Source organism: Pseudomonas sp. LBUM1647, assembly GCF_059716175.1.
This window is the reverse complement of record NZ_CP166809.1, coordinates 961828-976145: the sequence shown is the minus strand read 5'-3', so window position 1 is coordinate 976145 and position 14318 is coordinate 961828. Positions and strand designations below refer to the sequence as shown.

General features: G+C 49.3%; 19 protein-coding genes. 8 read left to right on the top strand and 11 right to left on the bottom strand.

Annotated features, from left to right (window positions below):
- Window positions 1-299: 299 nt before the first annotated feature.
- On the bottom strand, window positions 300-509 hold the full coding sequence (locus tag ACA059_RS04285; protein ID WP_497632861.1) for a hypothetical protein: 210 nt from the start codon (window positions 507-509) through the stop codon (window positions 300-302).
- A 334-nt stretch (window positions 510-843) separates the two neighbouring features.
- Here ACA059_RS04285 and ACA059_RS04280 point away from each other — a divergent pair, with 334 nt between their 5' ends.
- Complete coding sequence (locus ACA059_RS04280) at window positions 844-2340, top strand: type IV secretory system conjugative DNA transfer family protein (protein ID WP_497632860.1); 1497 nt, start codon at window positions 844-846, stop codon at window positions 2338-2340.
- A gap of 32 nt (window positions 2341-2372) precedes the next feature.
- Here the strand turns inward: ACA059_RS04280 and ACA059_RS04275 are convergent, their stop codons facing one another.
- The 4 genes from ACA059_RS04275 to ACA059_RS04260 all read right to left on the bottom strand — a co-directional run bounded on the left by ACA059_RS04275 (window position 2373) and on the right by ACA059_RS04260 (window position 5307).
- Complete coding sequence (locus ACA059_RS04275) at window positions 2373-2633, bottom strand: hypothetical protein (protein WP_497632859.1); 261 nt, start codon at window positions 2631-2633, stop codon at window positions 2373-2375.
- A gap of 69 nt (window positions 2634-2702) precedes the next feature.
- Window positions 2703-3872 (bottom strand): GAF domain-containing protein, encoded by a 1170-nt coding sequence (locus ACA059_RS04270; protein WP_497632858.1) that lies wholly within the window; start codon window positions 3870-3872, stop codon window positions 2703-2705.
- A gap of 35 nt (window positions 3873-3907) precedes the next feature.
- Window positions 3908-4444: an ankyrin repeat domain-containing protein gene (locus ACA059_RS04265; protein ID WP_497632857.1), complete on the bottom strand. Its 537-nt coding sequence runs from the start codon at window positions 4442-4444 to the stop codon at window positions 3908-3910.
- Between the two features lie 2 nt (window positions 4445-4446).
- Window positions 4447-5307, bottom strand: coding sequence for a hypothetical protein (locus ACA059_RS04260; RefSeq protein WP_497632856.1), 861 nt, complete (start codon window positions 5305-5307; stop codon window positions 4447-4449).
- Between the two features lie 103 nt (window positions 5308-5410).
- Here ACA059_RS04260 and ACA059_RS04255 point away from each other — a divergent pair, with 103 nt between their 5' ends.
- From ACA059_RS04255 to ACA059_RS04245, 3 genes are read left to right on the top strand one after another with little or no spacing between them, the layout of a single operon-like run.
- A complete protein-coding gene (locus ACA059_RS04255) occupies window positions 5411-6103 on the top strand; it encodes a hypothetical protein (RefSeq protein WP_497632855.1) in 693 nt (230 codons plus the stop codon).
- A complete protein-coding gene (locus ACA059_RS04250) occupies window positions 6096-6719 on the top strand; it encodes a J domain-containing protein (protein ID WP_497632854.1) in 624 nt (207 codons plus the stop codon). The genes ACA059_RS04255 and ACA059_RS04250 overlap by 8 nt, the downstream gene beginning before the upstream one ends.
- Window positions 6710-7288 carry a TerY-C metal binding domain-containing protein gene (locus ACA059_RS04245; RefSeq protein ID WP_497632853.1) on the top strand — a complete coding sequence of 193 codons (579 nt, stop codon included), beginning with the start codon at window positions 6710-6712 and terminating at the stop codon, window positions 7286-7288. Before ACA059_RS04250 ends, ACA059_RS04245 begins: the two co-directional genes overlap by 10 nt.
- Before the next feature lie 46 nt (window positions 7289-7334).
- Here the strand turns inward: ACA059_RS04245 and ACA059_RS04240 are convergent, their stop codons facing one another.
- Window positions 7335-7664: a hypothetical protein gene (locus ACA059_RS04240; protein WP_497632852.1), complete on the bottom strand. Its 330-nt coding sequence runs from the start codon at window positions 7662-7664 to the stop codon at window positions 7335-7337.
- Between the two features lie 85 nt (window positions 7665-7749).
- Between ACA059_RS04240 and ACA059_RS04235 the strand changes: the two genes are divergently transcribed.
- On the top strand, window positions 7750-8205 hold the full coding sequence (locus ACA059_RS04235) for a hypothetical protein (RefSeq protein WP_497632851.1): 456 nt from the start codon (window positions 7750-7752) through the stop codon (window positions 8203-8205).
- 35 nt (window positions 8206-8240) lie between these two features.
- On the opposite strand, the gene ACA059_RS04230 is transcribed toward ACA059_RS04235, so the two are convergent.
- Window positions 8241-8714: a GNAT family N-acetyltransferase gene (locus tag ACA059_RS04230; RefSeq protein ID WP_497632850.1), complete on the bottom strand. Its 474-nt coding sequence runs from the start codon at window positions 8712-8714 to the stop codon at window positions 8241-8243.
- A gap of 217 nt (window positions 8715-8931) precedes the next feature.
- Between ACA059_RS04230 and ACA059_RS04225 the strand changes: the two genes are divergently transcribed.
- Window positions 8932-9309 (top strand): hypothetical protein, encoded by a 378-nt coding sequence (locus ACA059_RS04225; protein WP_497632849.1) that lies wholly within the window; start codon window positions 8932-8934, stop codon window positions 9307-9309.
- Window positions 9310-9586: 277 nt separating this feature from the next.
- Window positions 9587-9964: a hypothetical protein gene (locus ACA059_RS04220; protein WP_497632848.1), complete on the top strand. Its 378-nt coding sequence runs from the start codon at window positions 9587-9589 to the stop codon at window positions 9962-9964.
- A 90-nt stretch (window positions 9965-10054) separates the two neighbouring features.
- On the opposite strand, the gene ACA059_RS04215 is transcribed toward ACA059_RS04220, so the two are convergent.
- Window positions 10055-10567: an antirestriction protein ArdA gene (locus tag ACA059_RS04215; RefSeq protein WP_497632847.1), complete on the bottom strand. Its 513-nt coding sequence runs from the start codon at window positions 10565-10567 to the stop codon at window positions 10055-10057.
- 575 nt (window positions 10568-11142) lie between these two features.
- Between ACA059_RS04215 and ACA059_RS04210 the strand changes: the two genes are divergently transcribed.
- Complete coding sequence (locus tag ACA059_RS04210) at window positions 11143-11322, top strand: hypothetical protein (RefSeq protein WP_497632846.1); 180 nt, start codon at window positions 11143-11145, stop codon at window positions 11320-11322.
- 67 nt (window positions 11323-11389) lie between these two features.
- Here ACA059_RS04210 and ACA059_RS04205 read toward each other — a convergent pair whose 3' ends face one another.
- Genes ACA059_RS04205 through ACA059_RS04195 form a run of 3 tightly spaced genes read right to left on the bottom strand, consistent with a single transcriptional unit; the run spans window position 11390 to window position 14296 of the window.
- Window positions 11390-13111, bottom strand: coding sequence for a DUF2326 domain-containing protein (locus tag ACA059_RS04205; RefSeq protein WP_497632845.1), 1722 nt, complete (start codon window positions 13109-13111; stop codon window positions 11390-11392).
- Window positions 13105-13341 carry a hypothetical protein gene (locus tag ACA059_RS04200; RefSeq protein WP_058432154.1) on the bottom strand — a complete coding sequence of 79 codons (237 nt, stop codon included), beginning with the start codon at window positions 13339-13341 and terminating at the stop codon, window positions 13105-13107. The genes ACA059_RS04205 and ACA059_RS04200 overlap by 7 nt, the downstream gene beginning before the upstream one ends.
- Window positions 13334-14296 carry an SMEK domain-containing protein gene (locus ACA059_RS04195; RefSeq protein ID WP_497632844.1) on the bottom strand — a complete coding sequence of 321 codons (963 nt, stop codon included), beginning with the start codon at window positions 14294-14296 and terminating at the stop codon, window positions 13334-13336. The genes ACA059_RS04200 and ACA059_RS04195 overlap by 8 nt, the downstream gene beginning before the upstream one ends.
- Window positions 14297-14318 lie beyond the last annotated feature (22 nt).

Below are 14318 nucleotides of genomic sequence, written 5' to 3'. Positions count from 1 at the left end.
GCACACCTTGTGCTCACTTCGTTCGCAACTGGCCCTTGAGTCCAGTTTAAGGCTGGGGGTATGAAGATTTTCTAAAAGAAACGACGACTGCTGATGCAGTTTCCAAATTTCTTTTGCGCTCTTCATTGCCTGATAGCATTTGTTTTTGTGGATGTGAATATAAAAATCAGAGGAGCCCGCATGACTGCATTGCGGCACTCGAAAATGCATGCAGGAGATTTATGCGGATCATGACGGACTCATATGGATTGAAAAAAAAGGCGGACCTTGCGGCCCGCCTTTTCTTCAATCAGCGATGGCTATTCGCCTGACTGGTCGGTGCTTTCAATTTCGTAAAGCATGAAGTCAGAGACGATCTGCGTCCCGGCTAATTTTATGTAGAACGATCCATCAGTATTTTTCCAGGCGACGCCGATGCGTTCGTACACGGCATTTTCGCCTGAGCCTTTGCGCACCTTCGCGACGAAGCCGGGTTTCCTGGATTCAGAGGCGGTTGTTTGGGTGTTCATGTTTAGTCTCCTTTTTCGCTTGAGGCTGGGTTATTCCAGCGACGAGCCCCCAGCAGCCAGCGAGCGACGACGTGTCATGGGCAACACGGGCCTGCACCAGGGCGATAGCCCGAACAGGTGCAGGCTTGGCGCGGGCCGCCCATTGATACGCCGCCAGGGCATCGGCGAACGATGGCTAAAGGGTAAAGGCTAATAGCTGGGATAAAGACAGCCCCGGAAAATGGAGTATCTGAATACCGCATACGCATGCTGATTGAGCGAGAGGATGTTGGGGGGAAGGCTGCATACAAGCACATGCAATGCTCGTGGCAACACCGACGGTGAGGCCAAAATCATGAGTGATTTCTTCAAGGAGTTTATGCGGGACGTACCGCGTGGCGACTCTACCCGCCCTTTACGGGAGCAGAAAGTTCCTCAGGCGCGGTGGATGAAGCTCGAAGACATCGCAGCGAGCCGCACACTATCGTATGACCCACTCCAGCCGGGGAAAAAAGTCCTGATCGGTGCGCTGGGAGATCAGCTCATTGGCATCGAGGATGACCGTCACATTCTTACCGTAGCGGGCTCCCGGACTGGTAAATCGGTTGGCCTGATCAGCAATCTACTGTTCTATTCCGGCAGCATCCTGGCAACCGATCCCAAAGGCGAACTGGCTGATATAACGGCAGACAGACGCGCAGCCCTGGGGCAGAAAATTTATGTCGTTGACCCCTTCGGGGTTTCCAGCAAAGCAGCCGCGAAATACCGCGCCTCGTACAATCCCATGAGTCTCCTGAAAACAGGCAGTGAAACATTCCTTGAGGATGCCGCGCTGATTGCCGAGTCGATTGTCGTGCAGTCGGCAGATCAGAAAGACCCGCACTGGGATGAGTCCGCCAAGAACTTCATCGAGGGCGTGATTATTCACGTCGCAACCTACTCTCGATACGACAAGGAACGGCACCTCATCATGGTGAGGGAGCTGATCAAGCGGGCACTATGGGTTGAGCCTGGAGATGATGAAGAGAAGGCGAAGCCTCTCCTCTATGAGGAGATGATGGACAACGGCTACCGGCTGCAAGACCGCGCGGAAACAGAAGACATTGGCAGCGCCGTCATGGCGGCGGCGCTCGATTTCTACGGCAAGAAAGGAGCGGAGCTTTCCGGTGTTCACTCAACGGTGAACCGGCATACAAAGTTTCTCGACTACTCGGCCTTTCGCAAGGTTTTGAAAGAGCATGATTTCGATCTGTCGGAGCTGAAAAGCAAACCGTCAGGTGTCAGCATTTATTTATGCTTCCCCGCGACGCGTATTGAGATCGCCAAGCGATGGATGCGGATTTTTATCAATCAACTTCTCGATACGATGGAGCGGGAAAAAACGATCCCGCCTGCCCCCGTGCTGGCCTGCCTCGATGAGTTCCCGGTCCTTGGCTACATGAAGCAACTCGAAACCGCTTCCGGCCTGATCGCGTCGTTCGGCGTGAAGCTTTGGGTGATTTTACAGGACTGGAGCCAGGGTAAGGCGCTGTACGGCGAGCGCTGGGAAACCTTTGCAGGCAATGCCGGGATCATGCAGTTCTTTGGCAATAACGATCTGGCGACGACCGAATATATTTCCAAGCTGCTTGGTAAAACGCAGGTGGAAGTCGCACGTACGGGCGAGGTCGCGCAGGATCAGCAGCACAAAGGTCTATCAGGCCGGTCCGAAGCCATCGAGCTATATGACCTCATGACACCGGATGAAATCAGGCGTCATTTCTCGCGCAGTGATCGGTTTACGAGACAAATCATTCTTTGGGCAGGACATCACCCTATGATGTTACAGCGCGTTATTTGGTACGCACTCTAAATGCCCTGTAGACTCGCAAACAAACCAACTTATTAAGGGGCTGGGTCTTTTTTAGAATATGGGTTTGATTTTAGAATAATGGGGCAATTTACTTTCTCAAGGTGTTCGGATGGGTTAAAAGCCGGTATAGCATCAAACCCGTAAAGTTTGTGAACCCTTGACTCACAGGAGAACTCATACTCCCCCGACAAAAGGTCAGCGGCTTCTTGGAGACTCTCTCTAAGATCTTTATCCATGGGAGTATTCCTGCCTTTATTTTCCGACGTTAATTGTGCTGCGTCTTTAATAGCCATATTTAGCCTCCTTGCCTTTCATTTTGACCCTAGAGGAATACACTCTGGCCGTCAACTAATTCCACCAGACTAATCATTAATACTTGAATTTTTCATATAACGACTCAACAGCCCTCCTAACGGAATCAATAGAGGCGATAACAATGAGCTAGCCGTATCAAATCTGCTCCCTTGAAAAATCCCATCACTGGATCGTTCTATACATAGTACCCCAACAACCCTGAAATCGTCCTTCAAAGGGATCGCTATAAAGCTATTTATAGGTCTATCTTTAAAAAACCTCATAATCTCATTTATACCCGCCACGGTGTAGTCTGCATTGTCATTGCACCAATCTTCTAATTCTTTGAGATCTCTCATTATTACGCTTTTGTTCGTGGCTGCGCATAAGGGCGCACCGGGAAGGAGTCGAGTTCGGTCGTGCGGATTATCAGAAGTGTGGACTGGCAGTGTTAGGCGGCCACTACCATTTTGACCTTTCTTTTCGTATGAGGTGGAGAAATCATGGTAATGTCTTAGAATTCCGCTAAGGTCGTCACGTTCGACCGATATGTATTTTCTAAACTCTATTTGTTTTCTAAGTTCCTCCCATCCACTGTGGCTCAGCTCATTTAGAGCATCCATTGGCCAATAGAGAAATACGGATGCAGAATACGTAGTCTCCGGTGGATTGAGGTCCAGTGCTTTCGCCAAGTAAATTATTTGAGTTGTAATGGTTTTTGCAGCTTCCGCAATTTGCTCCTGTGTAACGCCAGAGGAGTACATCAGACTATGAAGAGGCTGCACCTTAACTATCGATGCCTCGAATACTTTTCCAATTTTCTTTAGCCCTATAGTTCTTATCAGCTCGATCTCGTTATTTAATGCGCTGATCGCCGAGCCTAGTTCGGCATGACTCGTCTTTGCCTCCATGATTTGCGCTTGATTTATACTTCTTATATTAAGAATTTCACTATTTAATGTAGTAACTGCCGTATCTAATTGGGCGTGACGCTCCTTTGTTATTGAAGACTCAGCTTTTTTATGAAAGGTAAACCCTATTAGTAAAATCAGAAATAAGATGACGAAAATTGCCAAATCCCCATAACCATCCCAAAACGCGCGCCCTATTTCTGTGGGAAATATCTGCTTCAGTGCTTGTAGTATTTGAGTTTTGCGCAACGCAAGCCACGCACCTGCTATTGGTGCAATGGCCGCAAGTATAGCAGCTGTTACCGGATGGGCTAATTGCGCTCTCATAGGCTGCACTCACTCCAGTCATGCTATTATCGTTTTTACGATGGCTGTGAAGACGTCAAACTTTCTTCATAGGCCTGTCGTACTTCTTTCTTCTGAAGAAGTAGGCCTACTGCATAATCCTTGCCCCACTCATAGGCCAATTCGGAGGCAAGACGGCCCTTGTTGTCCTTGATCAGGTAATTGCATAGCCCGCTGTTTACTAGCAGCCGGATACAGGGACGAAAGCCTGTGGCAGCTGCATAATGCAATGCCGTCATTCCGAATGTATCCTGAGCATTTACGTCAACGCCTAACTGCATGCCAAGTTCGGAACTCAGAATATCTCCGCTTTTCACCGCGCGGATAAACACCTGATTCTGATATTTTTCACGTGATGCAATTCGTGCGGCATTGGTTTCAGCATCCTGCTGTAGTGAGAGATTATTTGCCTTACGTTTCTTCAAAATTTCTAAGAGACTACTTTTAGAATTTTCATCGTCAGGATCATCATACCCATACATTCTCCTGAATGAGTGGGCGTTAAGGAGAGATAGCCGTAACAGCATTGCTTTCTTTTCTTCATCACCGGCCATTTCTATTTTCCCCATGCGCAGTCGGGAACGAAACGGTAGATATTCGGAAGGGTAACGGGCTCTTCGTAATAAATATCCCGTGCCCATTGACCACGACCTGTCAACTCGCCGTTTCGCATAAGAAAAAAACCGTTAGTGGCATACTCACCATGCAGTTCGCCAGCCTGGGTATAGGTCATCCGGTCGCCGGGAGTTACGCCATCCAAAAAGATGTGAAGGATGTTCAGGCGTGTAACGGGGAAGCCAAAGCCTTTGCGGCAGGTCTTCCTGATAAATTCGTTGGCCTTGGAGTGGTGACCGCAAGAGGACAGCTTTAGGGGACTCCCCCCTGTAGAACTCAGCTCCAATTGTACGATCTCTTCGACGCGGACATATTTGCCGGTGACATCCGGTGTTAAATGCAGGGAGATGGTTTTGCCTCCCTTTTCGTCAGGCAAACGGTCTGCACGGTAGGTAAATACTCCTGAAAATGCAGAAACTAAATCTGGCACGCCTTCATAATCGTTGGCGAAGTATTCGTGCATGGCAAGAAAGGCGCCCAGATCCTGCCGCTCCTCCTGAAAAACTTCAGGGGTTAGAAGTTTTTCATCAAACAGAAAACGGACAACGTCCTGCATACGTTCTTTGCTGAGAACTTTGCTGATGTTTTCAGCAAAGCGGCGCAGTGCTTCTGGCTTGAAAGCCAGTTCGGAATCGTCTTCGTCGTACTTCTCTTGGTTGGAGATTGAACTGGTGATGAGGCCACAGACCTGACACCAAGACGGCATCCGTCCGTTGTGCTTACTGATCGCGCGGAAACGGCGCAAGGCCGAACGCAGCTTTTCAATCTGCCAGTCACTGAACTCGATCTCTTCAACATCCATATCCCTTCCCCTTCAAACGCCATGCGCGCGAGGAACCGGCGAGGAACGCATCATTAACTTTGTGTCAGCGTAGCTCCTAACGCGATCAGTTGAGGACGCTGCCATGAACTCTCCGATGAAAAGCCCACTTATAGGGCTCCCCCCCACCCGGCAAACGACCGACGAAGCCGGTCTGCTGTCGTTCAAGGTTATGCCGCGCGAGCTGACCCCCTTTCGGGCCAAGCTGGCGAATGGGATCAGTTCCGTCATCGGGCTGGGGCTGGCGGCGGTCAATTTCATCCCCCTGCTTCAGGAGCGTCATCTGTATCTGCAGGACCTGGTGGCAGCAATTGGGGTGACAGTGCTCGGATATTACCTGTTGCGCTGGGTCACGTTGGAAGCGTGCCGGGTAACCACCCGGATCGAACTGAGAATGGACCAGGTCAAGGTCAGACGTTTGTCGGGTTGGAAGAGCTACGACCGCCGCATCGAGCATCGTTTTGTGCTGCTGCCGCATGACGAAGCTGAACATGAGCAGCGGAATCATGACCTAGCCACTCGTAAAGCGGCAGCGAACGGCCAGGTCGTGCAACCGCCCATTTATTACGGTGATTCCTTCCATGTCGTTCTGGTGTATGCGGGTCACCGCATTGATCTCCTGACCGTATATGGCAGACAGCAGGCAGCAGCCATCGTTGCCCGTTTGCAGCATTGCGACCAACTTCTTGATGCCGAGGCGAAACGTGTCGGCGCGGGAGCAAATCCCCACATTGATGGGGAATGGCATCACACCCCTGGAGGGCTTAACGATGTTTAGCCAAATCTACCCCTACTTAAAAATCGTGGCCGCCGCAGGTGGCGGGATCATCGTCGCCTGTATCGCTTTCAACTTCTTGATGTGGCTGGTTGGGGCGGTCCTCCGGCAGTCTTTGATCTTCATCGACTTCACGGCGCGTCTTCTCATAAAGGGCTCCAGCTGGACGGGCAGTTACTTGAAAGCTTTCGTCATCGGATTCCTGTCGCTGGTTTTCAACGTCATCCGGGGCACATGGATGTTCCTTTATCAGCCGTGCTTCCTCGCGGGCAGGAATGTGTCCCGCGCTGTTGGCCAGTACGTAAAGCTGCGCCAGCTGTTCTGGAAGTACGGACGCCAGGAGTTCGCCACTTTCGGGCAATTCAAACGCCACATGCTGGGTGAAGAAGAGCCACCCCCGAAACCAGAAAAGCCTGCGCCGGAAAAAAGCGGTTATGCACAGGCGCTCGAAGTGCTGGGGTTCTCGGAAACTACGCCGCTCGACAAGACGATGCTTAAAAGCCGACATCGCGAGCTGGCGGCGATTCTTCACCCGGATAAAGCGTTTCCCAATCAGGTGTTCATGCAGCAGGTCAACGATGCCGCTGACTACATCAAGAGGGCAAGAAAATGGACATGACCAAACAGCAAGACAAGCCCCTCAGCTTGTTGGAGAAGGCTAAAGAGGAAATGGCAGCGTTCAACCGCAAGCAGCTTTCTGTACCTGAGGCCGCGTCCATTCCCAATACCAGGATAAGTTCGCGGGAACCATCGCACGGCGAACGGATTCTCTATTGCTCCAAGGTGCCACAAGCCTCGGCTGTTCTGATCCTGAAACTGCACGAGAAAGGCGCGGAAATCACCGACGTGATCGCGCGCCGCAATGCGCCACCGTCTGCGCAAGGTGAAGCGCAGACCGTGCACAACGATCTGAATATCCGCGCGTTGGTGCTGGGCAAATATCAGGGCTGCCCGCACTGTGATAACTCGGACCTGGTGCTGTGTCCCCGTTGCGGCAACCTGTCTTGCATTGGCAGTCAGGCGAGGATGACCTGCCCGGTCTGTGAGCACAGCGCACGTGTGGTCAGCAGCGGGATCAGCCTGGAGGTTTCATGCGGAAAATCCGGGCAACAGGCAAGCTCACAAACGGATCAACAACTGCTGGTAAAACCGGCAGGGCGACCGGCCCTGCCCCACAGGCCTGGATAGGGCCATCTTAGGTGGAGATCACCGCGATGACGGTGCGTGGCAGGGCTCAGGCGGAACCGAATGGCTCAGAGTCTTTGAGGAGCTTTGTCCGCAGTTCAACCAGCGTTTCGCATTGGGTTGTCAGCTCTTCTTCGTTAATAAAGTCGCGGCCTGTCTGCTGCAAGAACTGCTTGATCCAGAGGCGGCTGCCAATGGATCGGTCGTACAGGTCGATGCAAAAAGCGAACAGCACCCGTGCCAGAGCGCGAGCAATGGTACGGGGCGGCAGTCCCTGGCGCTCAAGCCCGCGAATATGCGCCAGCAGTTGCTGCTCAATCCATGCCGTGTCTGGTTCATTCAGAAGTTGGCTTAACGATATTGGCAGGTTCTCTCTCATAACACCCTCCTTGGAAAACTTTGCTTTATTGATCCTTTCATACGGCGCGCTCTTGCGTCCAGATAATTCAGCCGCGTGAATTATTATGAGCTTAAACAAAGATAAGTTTAAGGAGGCTGCACAGAGTGAAGACAAGGATAAGGCGCAGGCCGTTGCCGAGATAAAGGAGAAACTTCAACAGCGCGTTATAGAACTTGACGAGCAGCAGGCCCTTCGTCGGCCAGACGATATGGAAAAGGCAAAACAGCAGATCCTGCGCGAACATAACCGGCTGGATTGCAAGCCCTCCTATGCAGAGCGAAAGACGCTGACATCTAAACTCCTGGGTGAACAGGCCGAGCGCATCGTTAAAACGCAGAACCTTAAGGAGTCTAACCAGCTTAGAGCTCAATATCAGAGTGAAATTGATGCACTTAAAAACTTAAATCGAACCGTCGAACAAAAGTCGGATCTCGTGGACGAAAGCCCGCCTGAAATCACAAATACATTTAATGACACTTCCAAAAAGCGGGACGGCAATGAACAGGAACGAGAACGTTGATACTCAATTGGTTGCTGACAGCCGATATCAAAGCTCTACAGCTTACGGCAAACCATCTGGATCATTTTTTCCGGGTTGGAACCGCCTTCATATTCGTTCAAATCCCAGGTTTCTTTTTCAAATCCCAGCCGTCGATAGAAATCAACTGCATGATCCCCAGCGTTGACGCATAGAGTCGATACGCCCTGTGTCTTGGCAAACTGCTGCGTCAGTTGTCCGAGGGCAAGACCGTGGCCCTTCCCCTGAAACTCTTTCGCAATGGCAACAGAACGGGTGGCAGCACTGTTATCTGCAAACTGATCCAACGTCGTCACCCCTAGAGCTGCGCCGTTCCATTTAAGCAGAATTAAGCTTCTTTGGGCGGGCCTGTGGAAACAGGCATCATGATAATGTGGCTTATATTCATGGATCTCCTGCTCAAACAGGGCTGTCCGCTGTATCTCATGAAAACTTACCCAGTCCTCTGTACCAGGTACGACCGTGACAAGCTCGTAATCGGAATCATTCATTGCCATGAAACTCTAGTTATAGCCCCTATTTAATTAATATATGAAACGACCTAATTAAAAGTTAATTTATTTGAAGAGAAGGTCTTGCTGCGTTCCAGAGGGACTGACTTGTAAGGGCTAGATCGGCTTTTGAGAGGTTAGCTTTAGTGGTCTACACTGATCCCGTTCCACTTTAAACGCATTGCATAATCATGTTTTAAAGACAGAGGGCAAGGCGATGGAAAAAATTTATCTGGAAGCGGTGCAGCGTGGCGTGTTGTTGGATATTGATGACATTCAGCCTTTAGAGGACGCTGATTATGCGGCTTTAAAGGAAATCGGTGACGTTCTGCGCCTGCATAAATTTACCGATCGGTTCGGTGTTTGCCTGCTGCATAAGCATTTTGATCTGAATGAAGGAGAGGAGCTAATTGAAGAAACAGATATTGCGAAACGTGTTTCAATAACGCGGGCGCAAAAAATATCGGTTCGCGACGAACGTACGATAGAAACAATGTGGCGGTTCCCGGAAGGTATGCAGGCAGGCACAAAATGTGTGCAGACTTGCGTGTATCTTAACGGTCATTCAAAGATACATCGCATGTTGGAATTTTGAAATTTATTCACGTATCAATTAAGAACTTCAGAGCTTTAAATTGCGGCCCGTCAGGGCCGCGCAATTTAAGTTTAAAGAAGCTGCACAAGGCGAAGATGATCCGCGTGAACGGGGCCAGAGCCGCTTCTTCTAAAACGTATTGAACAGCGAAGGCTCGCGCTTATGACCGTCTGTAAAATTAACGAGTTTTTGACGGCACCAGCGTTATCGACGTCTACACTTGAATTCGTAAGTATTTTGGAAGCTATAGATCATTTCAGAATAAAGGAACGAAAGCATGAACAGAATTCATCTCGAAACCGTACAAAAAGGTGCGCTACTAGATATCGATGATGTTCAACCTCTCAGTGATACCGATTTTGAAGTTCTGAAGGAAATCGGAGAGGTTTTGCGCAAGCATAAATTTGCACAACGATTTGGAGTTTGCCTTCTTCACAAGCATTTTGATCTTCATGAAGATGAAGAACTTATAGAGGAGACAGATATTGAAAAGCGAATCTCAACAACCCGCGCTCAAAAAATATCAAAACAAAGTGGCAGGACCATCGAAACAATGTGGCGATTTAGCAATGGTATTCAAGCAACAACAGAATGCGTACTAAAATGCGATTATAATAATGGTCATAAAAGAATACATGTCAAAGAGGGGCGATGAATAATTCATCCATATTCGCAGTAGTTGGCTTGCATAAAATTTTCGAGCATAAGCATGCGACCCTCAAGGGCCGCATGCTTTCTTTAGCCATTACCGATTCCGAAACACATGCACCTCCCGGTAGCCTGTTTCGAGAGTGAACACGTCGCCGTTCAACTCCATGTCACGAGCCATGGTTTCGTAATTAATGTAATAGTTCAGGGCCTCAGGTATTTCGGTGGTTTCCTCAGTGATCTCCTGCGCGTAATCCGCCAGCGATTCATAGCAGCCGCAATAATCCTCCTCGGCTGCTTTCCGGGCCTCCTCAACGCTGGAAAACTGATCCAGCAGAGCCCCGCCGAACGCGGGGAATTCTTCAATAAAACAGGCGACCTCATGCGCAGCTTCAATCCCCGCATATTCGCCAAGGCTGTAACCGTCAAAGCCTTCGTAGTCGTGAATCGCGTATTCCTCCGCGTCCCCGACCGGCGATTGCTCCAGCATGGCGTTGATTTGATCCTGAATGTCTGACGCTTCCAATGTCGCGTCGATCCAGACGCCGTGAAGGTATCCGCTGTTATAGGCGGCCAGGTCTGCAACGTAAATTCTGGGCTCGGTGGTCATGGTCTTGTCTCCTTTGAGGGCTTCGGGTGCTGTGCGTGAGGTCGCACATGCACCCCTGCCCGTCGGCGAGACAGGGGAGGTAAAACGCAAGGGCTCGATGAAGGGAGGGGGATCACCCTGCCTGCACAAACCCATGTTTTTTATGGGTGCGGAAGGCTGGGGATACCCTTCATCGGGGCAAAGCTTCACCCTTGCGTTGCGCCAGGGGCAGCGCCCCTTGAGCCTCTTTTCGTTCTTGCGAAAGGGATCGTCACCGGATGGCCGGGACAAGGCTTTCCATTGGCCCGGTGCGCATTAAGCGCATAGAGCCCGGTCTGCCGGAGCAGCCGTCAGATTCGCCCATATTTTTCCTGGTTCTGATCTCGTTACCAGAGCGTTCATTTCTCTTTCTACCTCACGGCACACCTCGCGCCCTTTGGTTTGAGCTGTAGCACCGCCGTCGTCTCCTCCAGCAGCAAGTCATGAATGACTCCTTCTCTCACGTTACGGCCCTTTGGGTGCTGCGTTGCCGACGCCTGTGCTGGCACAGCGTCACAAGGCCGCGATGGGTGGCCGAAAGACGGTGGAGATATGAAATGAAACTGATAACGATCTTTGAACTGGCCACAAAATCCGAAAGCGAACTGCGCGTGCTGTACCGGGAGGTCTTCAACGTCGCAGCAAGCGGTGACCGGGAAAGCCTTGAGCATCAGAATGCCCTGGCCTCGCTGGAGAATATCCACCGCGTGATAATCTCAAGGGCGTTGCGCCCTTGAGGCCTCATTCGGAAGCGACCACACAACCAATTCCGGATTCTTTTTCTGAAAGCTGCAATGAGCGCGATTAAGAAAGCTCTTGATAGCTGACTTTCAGGAATCTTGCAGCCTTCGTAAAGGCAGCACGCTTTAACCCTTCAAGATCCAGTCGCAGACGCGAATTAATATCCGCATCATGTATCTTGTCGCTGTTAAGCGTCAGAATATATTGTTTTTTCGCCAAGGTGGCTTTGTTGTCATTTAAATAATTCAAGCTTTTGATCAGGGTGTCATAGTCAACATCAAAAATATTATCGTGCACCAGTAGACCAGGATGCCGCTTGCCTGTTTCAACGTTCGTAAGCAGGCCAATATCGTAAAGGAACACCTTCTCACGCTCGTTGCTATGACTACCATCGTCATAGATGCGGAGCTCGAATTTTACGATCTCCTTTTTCTTCGTAACTTCGACTTCAAAGGAACTCAAGCGATTCCCTGCGACAACTTCATGTATATCCAGAATGGTTTGTTCCAGAGAGTCGATCACGTCGGATGAGTTGGCTACAAAACTATCGAGCAGGAAAATGAGTCCATCCCGTTCGTTAGTTTTTTCCTTCTTCTCTCGCTCATAATCCGCGTGCTTCTTAATAAATGCAGAAAGAGAAGCGTGGTCTTCAACCTTTCTCTGGTACGTTGCAATAGTCTGCCGGAGATTTTTCAGAGCACCTTTCTGATCAATGAGCGAAAGCTTTTCTCTGTAAAGCCGGTCAAGACGGAGAATATTTGTATCTATTTCCTTGAGACTATCTTCTAGCTCTTTGCGTCGTCCATCAATCAAGGTTTTCTGGAAGTTATCAATCCTCTTCTTGAATGCTGTGACCTCTTCAATTTGCTTCTTGATAAGGTCGCCAAGTCCCGCTTTGAACTGATTGTAGAGCTCAGCAACCTCATGTTCATCTATGTAATTGTCGCCTCGGAACAGCTTGATTTTCGAAAGCTCGGTCTTGATAACGGCCTGCCTGGATCGAAACCCTTCTAGCTGTGTTTCAATCTCAATTATTTCGTCCTTTACAATGTCGTAGCCTTCAATGTTCTCAAGGCGCTCCATTTCCTGGTGTATTCTAGTGACCTGACTGGTCAGTTCATTTAAGTCAGCCTTGGCCTCGGAAACATTTTTTCCCGTAATGGCGACTATGTTTTCCTTTGCTTTTGAGATGGCCTTACCAATCTTATCTATCTCCCCCAAAAGAGCCTTCGCCTGCTTGTATGGCTTGGGGTCAATATTCAGCAAAAATAGATGAGGTGTATAGTCCGGCGGAATAGTTTTATCCGTATCAAAGCACTTAATGATGGACTTGAACTCTGACCGTTCGTCTCGTATCAGTGGACCCAGCATGGCCCGGAAAGAGGGAATGCTTTCATCGTTGGAGGATCCAAAAAGCAATGTGGTCAGATAGCTTGTGGCATCTTCAACATCAGTGCAGGCCCTGGTCTTGCCATCTGCAATCAAGATCGGGCACTTATAATTTTCGATACTTCTCTTGATCGTGATGGATTTCCCATTGATCTCGAAATCCAGGCATATCATGGTGCTATGGGGAAAGGCTTCATTCGGGATCAGGGAAACTCTGCTATCCTCGTGGCGCTTTAACAAACCATAGTTAATGAATTCGACAGCCATCGACTTGCCAACGCCGTTAGTCTTGACGTTGCCCTCTGTCGTCTCACCAAGAATAAGGTTGATCCCATCTTCAAAAATGATGGGATCAAAAACCTTGGGCTCACTATATAGCTTTCTAATTCTTAACATTTCGCGACCAGATATGGCTCTTGGAAATCAATGATATCCAGGGAATATAAAAAGAGCATCGCATAATAGATACTCCTGGCGTTAATACCGCCAGACTTAGCCATCGTCTTCGCAATGTCAAAAATGCTCACTTGGGATTCTTCAGACTCCTGAAGCAGCTTCAGAATTTCAAATCCGAGCACGGGCGCTGATTTGCGCAAGTCGTCGTCTTTAGAAAATAAATTAGGCAAGTGAACCCTCCTTAAACGGGAAAATATTACACTTTACCAGCTGCTCTATGACGTAGAATTTTGCCGCCCCAGCATCAAAAGTATAGCCATTACCCCCCAAAAGAACCTTGAAATTATCAATGATCTGATGAAGGGCTTTTTGGGGATCACCACCACACGCTGTTAAAACAGAGTCACTGTATTCCTTCAGGTAGCTCGCGGCTCGCCGCAATTTAACTTGCCCAAAGTCAGCCTCTTCCTTAACAGCCTCCAGTACCGCGCCATACTCAACATAGCCGTCGTTGTACATGCCAACAAGAAGTTCTGAGTGCTCCTGAAAGCGCTTATATATTTTCTTCTCTGGATCGGGCTCTTCCAGATAACCATTGCCCGCATCTTCATGATTTTCATCACTAATGTACTCTATGATGCCGAGCACGGTGAGAACTTCATTCGGCAAACTTTGCTGGACTGGTAGAGAAAGTTCCGCATCCAAAAAGCCCACAATGGTTTTTAATTTTTCAAGATCAGGATCATTAGTGATCCTCTTGACAAGGTCGTCCACATCAAGAATGTCTTTCTTTGTGTCAAGATTGTACTCAGGGCCACCAATGGTCGGGGCCTCATGGTTGGATTTCTTGACAATATTAAGAATGAGCAGCCTATCAAATTTCTTGTACAGCTCTTTCTCTATAAACTTTTCGACAGTGTATTTTGTTTTAGCCAGCGCAGGCGTGGATGTAACCTGAATGGCAATCTTTTTCTGTTCGTCACCGAGGTCAATCGCGGCGGCATTCTGATCGGTGATATTAATATTTTTCAGGTTATAACCGTAGACTAGATTCAACAAGCCACAGTAGAAGTCCTCTGCACCGTGATTGATATCTGTCAGGCTTAGGCTGTTGTGGAGCTCAACCTGGCTCTTCAGCCAGGCGAGTGCCGAAATTACTTTCTTCTGATAATCAGGGCGATTCATAATCTTGTAGCATCCATTCTTT

Excerpts from the sequence above, each read along its gene's own strand:
- ACA059_RS04285 (WP_497632861.1), bottom strand. The coding sequence starts at position 509 with ATGAACACCCAAACAACCGCCTCTGAATCCAGGAAACCCGGCTTCGTC.
- ACA059_RS04280 (WP_497632860.1), top strand. The coding sequence starts at position 844 with ATGAGTGATTTCTTCAAGGAGTTTATGCGGGACGTACCGCGTGGCGAC.
- ACA059_RS04275 (WP_497632859.1), bottom strand. The coding sequence starts at position 2,633 with ATGGCTATTAAAGACGCAGCACAATTAACGTCGGAAAATAAAGGCAGG.
- ACA059_RS04270 (WP_497632858.1), bottom strand. The coding sequence starts at position 3,872 with ATGAGAGCGCAATTAGCCCATCCGGTAACAGCTGCTATACTTGCGGCC.
- ACA059_RS04265 (WP_497632857.1), bottom strand. The coding sequence starts at position 4,444 with ATGGCCGGTGATGAAGAAAAGAAAGCAATGCTGTTACGGCTATCTCTC.
- ACA059_RS04260 (WP_497632856.1), bottom strand. The coding sequence starts at position 5,307 with ATGGATGTTGAAGAGATCGAGTTCAGTGACTGGCAGATTGAAAAGCTG.
- ACA059_RS04255 (WP_497632855.1), top strand. The coding sequence starts at position 5,411 with ATGAACTCTCCGATGAAAAGCCCACTTATAGGGCTCCCCCCCACCCGG.
- ACA059_RS04250 (WP_497632854.1), top strand. The coding sequence starts at position 6,096 with ATGTTTAGCCAAATCTACCCCTACTTAAAAATCGTGGCCGCCGCAGGT.
- ACA059_RS04245 (WP_497632853.1), top strand. The coding sequence starts at position 6,710 with ATGGACATGACCAAACAGCAAGACAAGCCCCTCAGCTTGTTGGAGAAG.
- ACA059_RS04240 (WP_497632852.1), bottom strand. The coding sequence starts at position 7,664 with ATGAGAGAGAACCTGCCAATATCGTTAAGCCAACTTCTGAATGAACCA.
- ACA059_RS04235 (WP_497632851.1), top strand. The coding sequence starts at position 7,750 with ATGAGCTTAAACAAAGATAAGTTTAAGGAGGCTGCACAGAGTGAAGAC.
- ACA059_RS04230 (WP_497632850.1), bottom strand. The coding sequence starts at position 8,714 with ATGAATGATTCCGATTACGAGCTTGTCACGGTCGTACCTGGTACAGAG.
- ACA059_RS04225 (WP_497632849.1), top strand. The coding sequence starts at position 8,932 with ATGGAAAAAATTTATCTGGAAGCGGTGCAGCGTGGCGTGTTGTTGGAT.
- ACA059_RS04220 (WP_497632848.1), top strand. The coding sequence starts at position 9,587 with ATGAACAGAATTCATCTCGAAACCGTACAAAAAGGTGCGCTACTAGAT.
- ACA059_RS04215 (WP_497632847.1), bottom strand. The coding sequence starts at position 10,567 with ATGACCACCGAGCCCAGAATTTACGTTGCAGACCTGGCCGCCTATAAC.
- ACA059_RS04210 (WP_497632846.1), top strand. The coding sequence starts at position 11,143 with ATGAAACTGATAACGATCTTTGAACTGGCCACAAAATCCGAAAGCGAA.
- ACA059_RS04205 (WP_497632845.1), bottom strand. The coding sequence starts at position 13,111 with ATGTTAAGAATTAGAAAGCTATATAGTGAGCCCAAGGTTTTTGATCCC.
- ACA059_RS04195 (WP_497632844.1), bottom strand. The coding sequence starts at position 14,296 with ATGAATCGCCCTGATTATCAGAAGAAAGTAATTTCGGCACTCGCCTGG.